Here is a 13,610-nt window from a genome sequence, read left to right as displayed (position 1 = left end):
TCTCTTCACCCGAAAGGCAATCCACAACAAACCGCAGCCGCTCGTCCATGATCCCAGTTTCTCGCCAAACCATCGCCGGTCCTCCCGGCGGACAAGAAAACTGTCACCCATGCTATCGGTCCATTCTGTTACCTATCTATCCGGTTCGGACACCGGCACCTTCTCCCCGTATAATGACGGGGAGAAGGTAGCTAACTCCAATCAGTCCTCGTTCGCCTTGACGCTGACGCCGAGTGTCTTCGGCAGATCGAGCGGGTTGGACATGGCGCCCGCCATGATCAGCGCGAAGGGCACCGATGCCGGCGGCTCGGCCGAGATTTCGAGGCTCTTCGGATCGTCGAGATATTTGCTGACCGCCGCGGTCACCTGAGCCGTCAGTTCCGGATTGTTGAGCTGTGCCATGCCGAACGGCACGATCGCCTTGGCCTGGTTGGCGATGTCCTTGGCCGACATGCCCTGCTGCTTGCCGACATAGTCCAGCACCTTGCCGGTCAGCGAATCGTCGTCGAAGCGGATCGAGGCGCTGTTGAAAGACAGCTGCTGCAGCAGGCCGAGCATGGCCATGCCTTGTGCCGAATTGTCGGCGCCTTCCGGCTGTGCCGCCATCTTCTTCTGCATTTCCTGCAGCGACTTGATGAAATCGATCGTGTAGCCGCCAAGGTCGAAGGTCATGCCGAGCGTGCCGGCGTTCTCGACGGAGATGTCGTATTTCGACAGTTCCATCTTGCCGTCCGATGGCTGCCAGGTGCCGGCCATTTCGAGATTGCCCGAGATGTTCTGGTAGCCCAGCGCGTCGATGACTTCCTTGGACTTGGGGTCGTCGACCAGCGACAGATCGGCGGTGAACTTCTCGGTATTGGCGGTGAATTCCATCGCCTTGCCGTCGGCGGGCGGCGTGATCTCGATGGCAAGGCCGTCCATCGAGAAGGCGGTCTTGTCGGCGACCTTGACCGTCATGTTCGACAGTTCGGCGGATTTGTACATCATCAGCGAACCAAGCGGGCTGGTGGAGCCGTCGGCCGGTACCGTCATGTCGTGGATGACGAAGGGACTGAGATCGAGGGTGACGCCGTCCTTGCTGTGTTCGAAGGCCGAGGTCGACACGGTGCCGATATCATAGCCGCCATTGGCTTCGGTGACGTTCTCGAGCTTGACGTCGCCGATCGCCAGCGCTTCCTTTTCCGCGGCCGGTTTCACCGACACGCCCTGCAGCACCATGCTGGTGTTGTCGCCGGTCACGCCGGTCCAGGAGATGTCGACACCCTGTGCGGAGAGTGCTGCCTTCAGCCGGTCCGCGACCGCGGCGTCCTGGGCAAGGGCCGCATTCAGCGGCAGTGTGAGCAAGAAGGTCGAAAGAGCGAATTTCCGGAGAGTTGAGCGTTTGATTGTCATCGCAAGGTCCCTGAGAGTGTCCTGAAATTGTTTTTCAATTCTTTGCGCCATCACCATTCCGTGACGAACTGGACGGGAAAAAGGCGTGTTCCGGCACAATGGTCCAAAATCGCGGTGAAAGGCAAACCCGATCCGAGCGCTATTGGAGAATGCAGTGAATTTGGCATGAAGGTCGGGCCGCAAGCGTGCTTCGCAATAGATGCGGCATGTAACAGATTGATGTTGGGCGGCAGGCTCGACCTTGCGGGTTCCTGTTGCGGAAACGAGTGCAAATCGACTGGTCGGGTGCGCGCCTCTTGCCGCGAATCACCCGCTCGGCTAGTCCCAGCCCATGGGAAAAAGGCTTTTGCCGCCTGACAATGGCGGTGGCGATCATATCGAACCGGTCGATCTGAAGAAGGCGCTGGAAGAGCGCTATCTGGCCTATGCGCTGTCGACCATCATGCACCGGGCGCTGCCGGACGTGCGTGACGGGCTGAAGCCGGTCCATCGCCGCATCATGCACGCCATGCGCCTGCTGCGCCTCAATCCCGATCAGGGTTTTGCCAAATGCGCCCGTATCGTCGGCGAGGTGATGGGCAAGTTCCACCCGCATGGCGACCAGTCGATCTATGACGCGCTGGTGCGGCTGGCGCAGGATTTTTCGATGCGCTACCCCCTGGTCGACGGCCAGGGCAATTTCGGCAACATCGACGGCGATAACGCGGCCGCCATGCGCTACACCGAAGTGCGCATGACCGACGTGGCGACCGAATTGCTTGCCGGCATCACCGAGGACGCGGTCGACTATCGGCCGACCTACAATGAAGAGGACGAGGAGCCGGTCGTGCTCCCCGGTGCCTTCCCCAATCTCTTGGCCAACGGCTCGTCCGGCATCGCGGTCGGCATGGCGACGTCGATCCCGCCGCACAACGCGGCCGAGCTTTGCGACGCCGCGCTGCATCTGATCGAGCATCGCGATGCGCCGGTGGCGAAGCTGATGGATTTCGTCCAGGGCCCGGATTTCCCGACCGGCGGCATCATCGTCGACAGCCGCGCCTCCATCCTCGAAGCCTACGAGACAGGTCGCGGCGGCTTTCGCGTGCGGTCGAAGTGGAGCCAGGAAGACCAGGGCAGGGGCACCTGGAGCATCGTTGTCACCGAAATCCCCTATGGCGTGCAGAAGGCGCGGCTGATCGAGAAGATCGCCGAGCTGTTGATGGCTCGCAAGCTGCCGCTGCTCGAGGATATCAGGGACGAAAGTGCCGAGGACATCCGCGTCGTGCTGGTGCCCAAGAGCCGTTCCGTCGACCCAGGCATCCTGATGGAATCGCTGTTCAAGCTGACCGAGCTCGAAAGCCGTTTCCCGCTCAACATGAATGTGCTGTCGCGCGGCAAGGTGCCCAATGTGCTGTCGCTGAAAGGCGTGCTGCAGGAGTGGCTGGATCACCGCCGCGACGTCCTCATCCGTCGCTCGAAACATCGCCTCGGCGAGATCGAGAGGCGGTTGGAAATCCTCGCCGGCTACCTGATCGCCTATCTCAACATCGATGAGGTGATCAAGATCATTCGCGAGGAGGATGAGCCCAAACAGGTCATGATGGCCCGCTGGTCGCTCACCGACACCCAGGCCGAAGCGATCCTCAACATGCGGCTGCGCGCTTTGCGCAAGCTGGAGGAATTCGAGATCCGCAAGGAATTCGATGGCCTGACCGCCGAGAAGAAGCAGATTGAGGCGCTGCTGGCGTCCGACGCCAAGCAGTGGTCGACGATCAAGTGGGAAGTCACCCAGGTTCGCGACAAATTCGGCCCGGAGACCGAGCTCGGCAAGCGCCGCACCCAGTTCGCCGATGCGCCAGAGCACGACCTGACCGACATCGCCCACGCCATGATCGAGCGCGAGCCGGTCACCGTGGTGGTTTCGGAAAAGGGCTGGCTGCGGGCGATGAAGGGGCATCTGGCCGATCTCTCGACGCTGACCTTCAAGGAGGGCGACAGCCTCAAGCTCGCCTTCCATGCCCAGACGACCGACAAGGTGCTGGTCTTCACCACGGGCGGCAAGTTCTACACGATCGGCGCCGACCGGCTGCCGGGCGGCCGTGGCCATGGCGAGCCGATCCGCATCATCGTCGACATGGACAATGACCAGGACATCGTCACCGCCTTCGTCCACGATCCCAAACGCAAGCTGCTGCTCGCCTCGTTCGACGCCAACGGCTTCATCGTTCCGGAGGAAGAGGTGGTCGCCAACACCCGCAAGGGCAAGCAGGTGATGAACGTCAAGGCCCCCGACGAAGCCAAACGCTGCGTGCCGGTCGTCGGCGATCATCTCGCTATCGTCGGCGAGAACCGCAAGATGCTGGTGTTCGCGCTCTCGGAAATTCCGGAGATGGGCCGCGGCAAGGGTGTGCGGCTGCAGAAGTACAAGGACGGCGGCCTTCTCGACCTCAAGCCGTTCACGATGGAGACCGGTCTTTCCTGGCAGGATTCAGCCGACCGTACTTTCACCCGGTCGCGCGAGGAACTGGCCGAGTGGATCGGCGCGAGGGCATCGGCAGGGCGTATGGTGCCGAAAGGTTTCCCGAGGACTGGGAAGTTCGGTTGAAGCTGCCGAACTCCCCCTCGTGGGGGAGATGGCCGGCAGGCCAGAGGGGAGCGCTGTCCCGCCGGCCTGTTACTTCGACACCGAGCAGCTTCCGTACTTTTCGTCAGGACAGATTAGGAAAGCCGCGATCCTTCGCGCCCCCCCTCTGTCCTGCCGGACATCTCCCCCACGAGGGGGGAGATCAGCCAAACATTTGGACTATCGTCACGATTGCTGCACTATATCGGCGCATAACTGACCGGATGGTCGGGGAGAACAGCGCGTTTGAAGGAAGCAAAGATCCAGAAACCGGAACGGCAGCAGCGCCTGTTCGGGCTGTCGACGCCGCTCCGTTCGGCTGTCATCCCGCCGCTGTCGGCGGCGCGCTGGTTGTTGGTGCTGATCGTCGCCGCCGGCGTCTATTTCTTCCACGGTTTCCTGTTCCCGGTGCTGGCGGCGCTCGTCATCGCCTTCGCCAGCTGGCCGCTCTACCGTCGCCTGCTGGTCGGCGTTGGCGGCAACCGCACCATCGCCGCCACATTTGCCATCCTGTTCATCCTCGCCTTCCTGGTCATACCGATCGCGCTCGCCGGCACCTATGCCATCAACGAGGTGCGCGAATGGGTCGGCTGGGCGATCGAGACCAACCGCCACGGTGCGGTGACGCCGCACTGGATCGCCACCATGCCTGTCGTGGGTGAGTGGCTCAACGAGCAGTGGACGACCAATCTCGGCCATCCCGGCGGCATCGGCGAACTGATCCAGCTGGTCAGCGGCGCCAATATCGGCAGCATCTACCGAGGCGCGCTCGCCGCCGGCGGCAGCGCTTTCAGCCTCTTTCTGACGCTGCTGTTCATGATGATCGCCCTGTTTTTCGCCTATCGTGATGGCGAGAATTTCGCCGGCCAGATCGACCGCCTCGGCGAACGCATCCTGCCGACCCGCTGGGAGCGGATCTCGCGCGTCGTGCCGGCGACCATTTCCTCGACCGTGACCGGCATGACCGTGATTGCCATCGGCGAGGGCCTGGTGCTGGGTGTCGCCTACTGGCTCGCCGGGGTGCCGTCACCTGTGACGCTGGGCGCGCTGACCGGCGTGATGGCGCTCATCCCCGGCGGGGCGCCGCTGTCCTTCACGCTGGTGTCGATCTACCTCGCGGCCAGCGGCTCGCCGATGGCCGGCCTGGCGCTGTTCATATGGGGGACGGTCGAGCTGTTCATCGTCGACAAGACCTTGCGGCCGAAGCTCGTCGGCGGACCGATAAAACTGCCCTTCCTGCCGACCTTTTTCGGCCTGATCGGCGGCGTCAAGACCATGGGTTTTCTCGGCCTGTTCATCGGTCCGGTGCTGATGGCGCTGCTGGTCGCGATCTGGCGCGAGTGGCTGCGCGAGGTGGAACTGGCCGATGAGACGGCGGCCGGATCGGCCGCCGAGATCGAGGCCGGTCGGCGGATCGAGGTCCTGCCCGAACCAGGCGCCGCGAAGAAGGCCAGCGCCTGACCTCGAACCCTACGCCGGATGATGCACCGCAAGGTCGCCGCGACGCTTGCATCCATCATGCAGCTGCCAGAGCGAATGGGCGATCAGCGTGACGATCAGGATGCCACCGCCGATCAGGCTGTTGCGGGTCGGCGTCTCGGCGAAGATCATCCACACCCAGATCGGCGCGAGCACTGTTTCGAGCAGGTAGAACATCGCCACTTCCGGTCCTGAAATATACTTCGGCCCGGCGGCGAGGCAGAAGAACGAGATCGGCATGATGACGGCGCCGTTGAAGATGATCCACCATGGCGCGTTCACGTGGAAGCCTTCGCCCGTCACCATGAAGGCGGCCAGCCCAAGCGGCAGAAGGACGCCGATGAGCGAGGTGAATCCCATATCCTTTCCGCTGGCGCGCGAGATGGTGATGGCGACCGCGATGAAGAAGGCCGAGCAGAGCGCCATGAAATCGCCGAACAGCTTGCCGGTGCCGACCGAACCGCCGACGATGACCAGCACGCCGAGGATCATCACCAGCATGGCCACGATGGTCACCGTCCGCGGTTTTTCCCGCAGGAATATCCACGACAGAAGCGCCGCGAACACGGTGTTGAACGCGAGGATGAACACCAGATCGGCGGTCGAGGTGTGGAAGACCGCGGTGACGAAGGTGATCGAGGTCAGCCCATAGCATATCGCCACGATCAGCCCGTCCCAACCGGGGATGAGCGGCGGTGCATTGCGGCTCAGCGCGCGCCAGACCGACCAGATGATCATCGCGGCGATGAAAGTGGTTCCGGTGCGCAGCAAAAGGATCGTCCACGCGCCGCCATCCGCAAGGCGGATCAACGGTATGTCGACAGTCAGTATCAGTCCGCCGATGGCGGTTATCAAAAGGCCCTTCTGGTGATCGTGGTGAGAGGACATGCAGGAACTTTCGCAATTGAATTGCAGGCGGTGGCCGATCGGCGCAAGCGCGCACTCTCTCCAACCGAGCGGCCGAAAGACCAGCATCCCCTGCCTTGAAACAGTTTAAGCGTGGATCGTGGGAAAACTCAGCGTCAGACCGCTTCGTTTGTATAGCGCTCCCAGCCTTTCGGGCCGAGATGCTCCTGCGGCATGAAGCGCATCTTATAATTCATCTTGCGCGAACCATTGACCCAGTAGCCAAGGTAGACATGGGGCAGTCCCATCGCCTTGGCACGGGCGATATGGTCGAGGATCATGAACGTGCCGAGTGAGCGGCTTTCGAAATCGGGATTGAAATAGGAATAGACCATCGACAGGCCGTCGGCCATCTTGTCGGTGAGCGCCACCGCGATGAGTTCGCCCTGACCCTTGCCGGTGATGAAGGTATCGGGCCCGCGCCGCCGGTATTCGATCACCTTGGTGTCGACATGCGTATCCTCGACCATCATGGCGTAGTCGAGCACCGTCATGTCGGACATGCCGCCGCGGCGGTGGCGGGCATCGAGATAGCCGCGAAACAGCGAATATTGTTCGGTCGAGGGCTCGGCATTGTGCATGGCGCCGACGAGATCGGAATTGTGCTGCAGCACGCGCTTCATGTTGCGGCTGGCGGTGAACTCCTGGGCCAGGATGCGCACGGATACACAGGCGCGGCAGGTTTCGCAGGCTGGCCTGTAGGCGATGTTCTGCGAGCGCCGGAAGCCGCCTTGGGTGAGCAGGTCGTTCATTTCCGAGGCCTTGTCGCCGACCAGATGTGTGAACACCTTCCGCTCGAACTGGCCGTCGAGGTAGGGGCACGGCGACGGCGCGGTCAGGAAGAACTGCGGCGACTGGGTCGGATGCTGCGTCATCGAGCCTTGGAAACACTCCTTCGAATCGCTCTACCTTTGGCTCGGGCGGCGAAAAATTCAACAGGATTGTGAAGGTGTGGTTGCCTGAACACCTTCACATTTGCGCTCAAGGGGCTGCGACTTCTCTTGAGGGCCGGTTTTTAGCGGCCGGTGCGGCTGACCACGGTGCCGAGCAAAAGATCGTGCAGCGTGCGCTTGCGGTCCGAGAATAGCGTCACCAGCAGGACCAGCGGCGACAGGATGACGTTGCCGGCCCAGAACAATACGGAATGGACGACCGCGGTGAGGCCGTCGATCGGCCTGCCGTCGAGACGATCGAGGCGGATGCCCATCATCTTCATGCCCGTGGTGGCCTGGTCGGCGCTGCCCAGCGTGTTCCAGATGTAGAGGATGGCGACTGCCGGCACCAGGACGCCGAACAGCATCCAGCCAAGACCGAGGGTCAAAAGCCCGAGGAAGAACACCAGGATGGCGAACGGAATGGTGAGCAGGGCAACCATGATATAGTCGAGCACGAAGGCCAGGATGCGCCGTGTGCGCACGCCTTCATAAGCCCTGACATCGTCGAGCCGGGTGTTGATGATTTCGCCGTCGAGAACGCGAGCGTTCATGTCATTTCCTCGTAACAGGGTCCGACATAGGGTGCGGACCGCTCGATGATGAAATGGTGAAGGCTCGCCGCGGAATCAAGATTGGGCCTTTCGCCGGCTCGCACGGCGGAGCCAGACGGCCGACAGTCCGAATCGGTTGAATTCGCGGCGCGGATGGCGTTAGCTTGTTGCGGCGCAACAAAATGGGCGCCGAGGGACGGGGACATATGGATTACGACATGCTGGTCATCGGCAGCGGCCCCTCGGGCCGCCGCGCGGCGGTGCAATCGGCCAAACTCGGCAAATCGGTGCTGGTGGTCGACCGCGGCCGGCGTCTTGGCGGCGTCTCGGTGCACACCGGCACCATTCCCTCGAAAACGCTGCGCGAAACGGTGCTCAATCTCTCGGGCTGGCGCGAGCGCGGCTTCTATGGACGCGGCTACCGGGTCAAGCAGGACATCTCGGTCGGCGACCTGATCGAGCGCCTGCACAAGACGCTCGACCACGAGGTCGAGGTGCTGCAACACCAGTTCATGCGCAACACGGTCAAAAGTGCGCGCGCGGCGGTAAAATTTCTCGGCCCCAACAAGGTCAGCCTGACATCGGACAATGGCGATTACAGCGAAGTCGGCTTCGCCAATGCGCTGATCGCCGTCGGCACCAGGCCGCATCGGCCGCGCGACGTGCCCTTCGACAAGACCCGTGTCTTCGACAGCGACGAGATGCTCGAACTCGACCGGCTGCCGCGCACGCTGACGGTGATCGGCGCCGGCGTCATCGGCGTCGAATACGCCACGATCTTTTCCGCGCTCGACGTACCGGTGACGCTGGTCGAGCCGCGCAACTCCATCCTCGATTTTGTCGACCGCGAGATCGTCGACGATTTCATCCACCAGATGCGCGACCGTGGCATGACCATAAGGCTGGGCAGTGCCGTCAAGGAAATCCGCTCCAAGCCGGAAGCCGCCGAGGTGGAGCTGGCCGATGGCCGCACCATCCGCTCCGAGGTCGTGCTCTATGCCGCCGGCCGCACCGGCAATGTCGGCAGCCTTGGCCTCGACGTGGTCGGCATCGAGGCCGACTCCAGGGGCCGCATCAAGGTCGATCCGCAGACGTTTCAGACCAGCGTGCCCAATATCTACGCCGCCGGCGACGTCATCGGCTTTCCGAGCCTTGCCTCCACCTCGATGGAGCAGGGCCGGGTGGCTGCCTGTCATGCCTTCGGCGTGTCATTGCCGCCGCCGCCGGAGACGTTCCCCTATGGCATCTACGCGGTGCCGGAGATTTCCACCGTCGGCCAGTCCGAGGAGCAAGTGCGCGAGAGCGGCGCCGCCTATGAGGTCGGCGTCGCGCGCTTTCGCGAGACATCGCGCGGCCACATCATGGGCGTCAACACCGGCTTCCTGAAGCTGCTGTTCTCGATCGAGACGCGGCGCCTGCTCGGCGCGCACATCGTCGGCGAGGGCGCCACCGAACTCATTCACATCGGCCAGGCGGTGATCAATCTCGGCGGCACGGTCGACTTCTTCGTCAACAACACCTTCAACTACCCAACGCTGGCCGAGGCCTACAAGATCGCCGGGCTGGATGCCTGGAACCGGATGGGGAGGGGGTAGGCTCCCGCCATCTGGGCGAGCAAAGCCAGCATCACGTCGGCTGATGGCATCGGCAGCACCGCCTGCCCTGATTGCCTATCGCGATGGCGCGCGCGTCCACGCCGATCCCGGCAGCCATCGCCCGACGATCGCGGCGTCCGGCTCGCCGATTTCGTGGCCCGATGGAACAATCCGGGCGTCGATCTCGGTGCCGTGCCGGCTAAGCAGCGTCACCAGCGCCGGCGCGAAAGACCCGTAGGTCTCGTCGGCGGCTCCGGCAATGATCAGCGTTCGCGTTCCCGCAAGGTCCGTCGCCGGGACCTCGTCGAGCACGGGCATCGGCCTCAACAGCGCAGCGCTGCGGACGATGCCGGGATGGAGCAGCATCAGGCTCGAAACCAGATTGGCGCCGTTCGAATAGCCAAGGAATGTCGCGTGATCGAGATCAAGCCCATGGCGCGCGACGGCTTCGTTTGCGAAGGCCGCGAAGGCGGTGGTTTCGAAATGGATGCTTTCCTGGTCGAAAGTGGTCGGCGTGATTCGCTCGAACCAGCGAAAACCGTCCTCCTGGGGGACACGGCCACGCACCGCGATCAGGACGGCATCGGGCGCCAAGCGTCTCGCCAGCGCCACCATGCTTGTCTCGCCGACGCCCGATCCATGCAGCAGGAACAGGCATTCACGGCTCTTTTCGCCGGGGCGGAGGAGGCGATACGGAAAGGTCAGATCCAGCGTTAGCGGGCCGCTTTCGACATTGTCGCCGGTCATCTCGCATCCCTTTGATTATATGAGGTTCCGCTCAATTTGCCGGCTTCAAAACGCAATATTTTCATGCTCCGCGAAAGTTGATCGAACCAGGCGCATTCCAGCCCGTTTCTGCGCCGATACACTCCGGTGGGAGGAATCGAAGCGGTGCGTCGGGGGTCGCATTGCTGGACATGAACAACCAGCTTTGAGGCCTTTTGTCGATGACTACCCCTGTTTTCCCGGATCGCAATTTGCGTATCCCCGAACGCGACACGCGTATCGATGTACTGCGCGCGCTGGCCCTGCTCACGATCTTCATCGACCATGTGCCGGGCACGGCTTTCGAGGCGCTGACCTATAAGAATTTCGGTTTCTCGGACGCGGCCGAGGCATTCGTGCTGATTTCCGGCATCTCGGTCGCGCTCGCCTACGGCACGAAGTTCCGCCCGGGTGGCCGGCTTCTCGCGACCTTGAAGATGTGGCGGCGGGCGGGCGTGCTCTATGTCGCCCATATCGTCACGACGATGGTGGTGATGGCCCTGTTCTGCGCCGTGGCGGTGTTTGCCAAGCGGCCGGAACTGGTGAAGCTGATCAACATCGAGCCGCTGATGAAGAACCCGCCGCAAGTGCTGGTCGGCATCGTCACGCTCGGCCACCAACTCGGCTACAACAACATCCTGCCGGTCTATGCGGCTCTGCTTTTGATGGCGCCGGCCTTTGTCCTGTTCGTCAGCTACCGGCCCGTCGCGGCCCTTGTCGCATCCGGTACGTTGTGGCTCGTTGCAGGAATCTGGCAGATCGCGCCGCCCAATTATCCCGAGCCCGGTTTCTGGTTCCTCAACCCGCTGTCCTGGCAGTTCCTGTTCAACATCGGCCTTGTCGCCATGCTGCATGTCAGGCGCGGTGGTGTCATTCCGGTCAACCGCTGGCTGGTCGGCGCGGCCGCCGCCTATGTGCTGGCGGCGCTGGTCTGGGTGCACAGCCCGCTCTGGGGGCAGATAACCTGGTTCAACCTGCCGGTGGTGATCGGCGGCTTCGACAAGACCTTCCTGTCGCTGCCGCGGCTGCTGCACATCCTGGCGGTCAGCTACCTCGTCGTCGCTCTGCCGGCGCTCTCCAGCCTGTTCCGCACCAGCCCTGATCATCCGCTGGCGATACTGGGCAAACGATCGCTGCCGGTCTTCATCGCCGGCACGGTGATCGCCATGGTCGCTCAGGTGATGAAGCTGATCAATCCAGGCGGGTTCGTCTATGACAGCCTGCTGATATCGGCCGCCATCGCCATGCAGTTCGCGCTCGCCTTCTATCTCGAATGGCTGTCGACCATCGGCGGCTCGACCAAGGCCCGCACGGCCCAAAAGGATCCCGCGCCGGTTCGTGCGCCTTTGGGCCTCTCCGCCATGGCAAGAGCCAATCGATAGGTGGTTCGGCGGCGGTTCAACGGCGGGGCGGACCCGACGAGCCACGCACGATCAGTTCGACCGGCAGTTGATGCCGGCTGACCGGCCCATCGCTCTCCAGGATCGCCCTGACGGCAAGGCGGCCTATCTCGGCAATCGGCTGGGCGATGGTGGTCAATGGCGGCTTGGACACCGCTGCTTCCGGAACATCGTCGAACCCGACGACGGAAACATCGTCGGGCACGCTGAGCCCGCGTGCGCTCAGCCATTCGAGCGCCACCAGGGCCGTTCTGTCCGACATGGCAAGGATGGCGGTGGGCGGCGCCTCGGAGGCGAAGATGGTTTCGAGCCCCGCCTTCGTGCTCGCCACGTCGTTGGCGGTTTCGTAGACGGGCACTTTGGATATGTCGACGCCAACACGCGAAAGCTCCCGGAGATAGCCCGTGAGGCGATTGCGCGTCCCTGCATAGGTAGCGGCCCGGACCTGGTCGGCTGAAACAATGCCAGTCCTGTCGTCGGCGAAGGGCAGCGCGAGGACGGCGAAGCGGCGATGTCCAAGATCGGTGAGGTGGCGGGCCGCCATGCCGGCACCGGCGATGTTGTCGACACCGATCGCGGCGACCGATCCGTCCTCGGAATCGAGGTCGAGCGCGACGAAGGGCAGCTTGCGCTCGCGTGCCAGTTCCACCAGGCGCGAGCCGCCTTCGATGCAGAAGACGATGAAGCCGTCGACCAGCGCGCTCTGGATGTTCCAGGCAAGCTGTTCGTTGTTGGCGGCCGAGACCAGTGAGATGCCGGCTCCGGTCGCATCGCAAGCCTGTGAGATGCCTGCCATCATGACGCGCGCAAACGGATCGTCGAAGAAGTAGGAGAGGGGCTCTGCGGTGGCAACGCCAATGGCGTTGACCTTGCCGGCCCGCAGCAGCCGGCCCTTTGGATCGGGGCCGCCATACCCCATGGCCTCGGCGGCTGCGCGAACCCGTTCGCGAACTTCCTCGCGCACGATCTCGGGGCGGCTGAATACATTCGACGCGGTGCCGTGCGAAACACCGGCTGCCTTGGCGATGTCGGCCAGCCGGACGGGTCGTCGATTGCCTGCGGTGAGTGACGCCATTTGCGCGGGTCTCCTGACATGCATTTAGCACGTTCTCGGGCTGCATCTAGCACTTTCGTTGGATCGATTCAAATTTTGCTTGACCGGCGCTAATGGTTGATCTATATTTGAATCGATCCAAGATGACGGATTTGGCCCGTTTGATGACCTCGGAGGGAGCGATGCATCCCATCAACTATCTGTTCGAAGACGTCTATCGCAACGACTGGAATATCGGGTCGGCGAACAACAGCCAGAAGCGCCGCGACAGAACCGGTCCGTGGATTCGTGACTTGCGCTTCCTCGTAGGGCGCAAGCGGAGCTGATCGGCATTGCTTTTTTGTGCTCGCGATTGGATCGATTCAATTGGAAGGAGAAAAGACATGCACCCCATCCATCATCTGTTCGACGACATTTACCGCAACTACTGGGGCATCACGCCCGCCACCGAGCGGCCAGAGGCAAGACGCCTGAGGAAGCCGGCCGCGCGCAATCGTGATCTGCTGATCCGACCCGAACGTCGGCGCTGATCCTGCTGGCTTGAACCTCAGGAACGTGGGCGAGCCAGGGCAGAAATTGCAATCGCCAGCCAGCCGAAGATGAGCAAGGTGCCGCCGATTGGCGCCGACATCGGAAACAGTCTCGATCCCAGAAAATCGCGGGCGAGAAGATCGCCCGTGAAAAGCACGAGACCGACGAGCAACGCCAGGCTGGCCATTCGCAGCCAGCGGTTCGCGCCGACAAGGCCAATAGCGAGAAAGGCCGGCGCATGCATCAGGAGGAACGATGCGGCCGTGCCGGTGAAGGCGCCGCCTCGGTGCGCCGCCGCTGCCGACAGCGCCACGCCCGCCGCGCCGACGAGGCCGCCGGCAAGCACGAGAAGGCGGCTGCCGTTTGGATCGGCGAGGTTCATGGTCGGCGTGCTCCTTCT

At 62.9% G+C, this 13,610-nt stretch carries 13 protein-coding genes; 6 read left to right on the top strand and 7 right to left on the bottom strand.

Annotation, left to right across the window (positions count from 1 at the left end):
- Nucleotides 1–201: 201 nt before the first annotated feature.
- Nucleotides 202–1,392, bottom strand: a complete 1,191-nt coding sequence (locus tag EN804_RS04890) for a hypothetical protein (protein WP_127279453.1) — start codon at nt 1,390–1,392, stop codon at nt 202–204.
- A 331-nt stretch (nt 1,393–1,723) separates the two neighbouring features.
- Here EN804_RS04890 and parC point away from each other — a divergent pair, with 331 nt between their 5' ends.
- Entirely contained in the window at nt 1,724–3,976 is a 2,253-nt protein-coding gene (gene parC / locus EN804_RS04885) for a DNA topoisomerase IV subunit A (protein ID WP_135918753.1), read from the top strand.
- A 264-nt stretch (nt 3,977–4,240) separates the two neighbouring features.
- Nucleotides 4,241–5,455: an AI-2E family transporter gene (locus EN804_RS04880; RefSeq protein WP_127869651.1), complete on the top strand. Its 1,215-nt coding sequence runs from the start codon at nt 4,241–4,243 to the stop codon at nt 5,453–5,455.
- Nucleotides 5,456–5,464: 9 nt separating this feature from the next.
- Here EN804_RS04880 and EN804_RS04875 read toward each other — a convergent pair whose 3' ends face one another.
- The 3 genes from EN804_RS04875 to EN804_RS04865 form a co-directional block, all read right to left on the bottom strand.
- Nucleotides 5,465–6,361: a DMT family transporter gene (locus tag EN804_RS04875; protein ID WP_135918752.1), complete on the bottom strand. Its 897-nt coding sequence runs from the start codon at nt 6,359–6,361 to the stop codon at nt 5,465–5,467.
- Nucleotides 6,362–6,495: 134 nt separating this feature from the next.
- Complete coding sequence (locus EN804_RS04870; protein WP_015318275.1) at nt 6,496–7,254, bottom strand: arginyltransferase; 759 nt, start codon at nt 7,252–7,254, stop codon at nt 6,496–6,498.
- A gap of 140 nt (nt 7,255–7,394) precedes the next feature.
- Complete coding sequence (locus tag EN804_RS04865) at nt 7,395–7,865, bottom strand: RDD family protein (RefSeq protein WP_127280407.1); 471 nt, start codon at nt 7,863–7,865, stop codon at nt 7,395–7,397.
- A 206-nt stretch (nt 7,866–8,071) separates the two neighbouring features.
- Here EN804_RS04865 and sthA point away from each other — a divergent pair, with 206 nt between their 5' ends.
- Nucleotides 8,072–9,460 (top strand): Si-specific NAD(P)(+) transhydrogenase, encoded by a 1,389-nt coding sequence (gene sthA, locus EN804_RS04860; RefSeq protein WP_127869649.1) that lies wholly within the window; start codon nt 8,072–8,074, stop codon nt 9,458–9,460.
- 75 nt (nt 9,461–9,535) lie between these two features.
- Here sthA and EN804_RS04855 read toward each other — a convergent pair whose 3' ends face one another.
- Nucleotides 9,536–10,207 (bottom strand): alpha/beta hydrolase, encoded by a 672-nt coding sequence (locus EN804_RS04855; protein WP_135880035.1) that lies wholly within the window; start codon nt 10,205–10,207, stop codon nt 9,536–9,538.
- 200 nt (nt 10,208–10,407) lie between these two features.
- On the opposite strand from EN804_RS04855, the gene EN804_RS04850 reads away from it, so the two are divergent.
- A complete protein-coding gene (locus EN804_RS04850) occupies nt 10,408–11,607 on the top strand; it encodes an OpgC family protein (RefSeq protein WP_135918751.1) in 1,200 nt (399 codons plus the stop codon).
- A 16-nt stretch (nt 11,608–11,623) separates the two neighbouring features.
- On the opposite strand, the gene EN804_RS04845 is transcribed toward EN804_RS04850, so the two are convergent.
- A complete protein-coding gene (locus EN804_RS04845) occupies nt 11,624–12,700 on the bottom strand; it encodes a substrate-binding domain-containing protein (RefSeq protein WP_135918750.1) in 1,077 nt (358 codons plus the stop codon).
- A 161-nt stretch (nt 12,701–12,861) separates the two neighbouring features.
- Between EN804_RS04845 and EN804_RS37130 the strand changes: the two genes are divergently transcribed.
- Nucleotides 12,862–13,005: a hypothetical protein gene (locus tag EN804_RS37130; protein WP_189524438.1), complete on the top strand. Its 144-nt coding sequence runs from the start codon at nt 12,862–12,864 to the stop codon at nt 13,003–13,005.
- A gap of 57 nt (nt 13,006–13,062) precedes the next feature.
- Nucleotides 13,063–13,209 carry a hypothetical protein gene (locus EN804_RS37125; RefSeq protein WP_189524437.1) on the top strand — a complete coding sequence of 49 codons (147 nt, stop codon included), beginning with the start codon at nt 13,063–13,065 and terminating at the stop codon, nt 13,207–13,209.
- A gap of 17 nt (nt 13,210–13,226) precedes the next feature.
- On the opposite strand, the gene EN804_RS04835 is transcribed toward EN804_RS37125, so the two are convergent.
- A complete protein-coding gene (locus EN804_RS04835) occupies nt 13,227–13,592 on the bottom strand; it encodes a DUF423 domain-containing protein (RefSeq protein ID WP_135918748.1) in 366 nt (121 codons plus the stop codon).
- Nucleotides 13,593–13,610 lie beyond the last annotated feature (18 nt).

The sequence above is a fragment of the Mesorhizobium sp. M8A.F.Ca.ET.161.01.1.1 genome, from assembly GCF_004792105.1.
Classification (GTDB): domain Bacteria; phylum Pseudomonadota; class Alphaproteobacteria; order Rhizobiales; family Rhizobiaceae; genus Mesorhizobium.
This window is presented reverse-complemented; position numbering and strand designations above follow the sequence as displayed.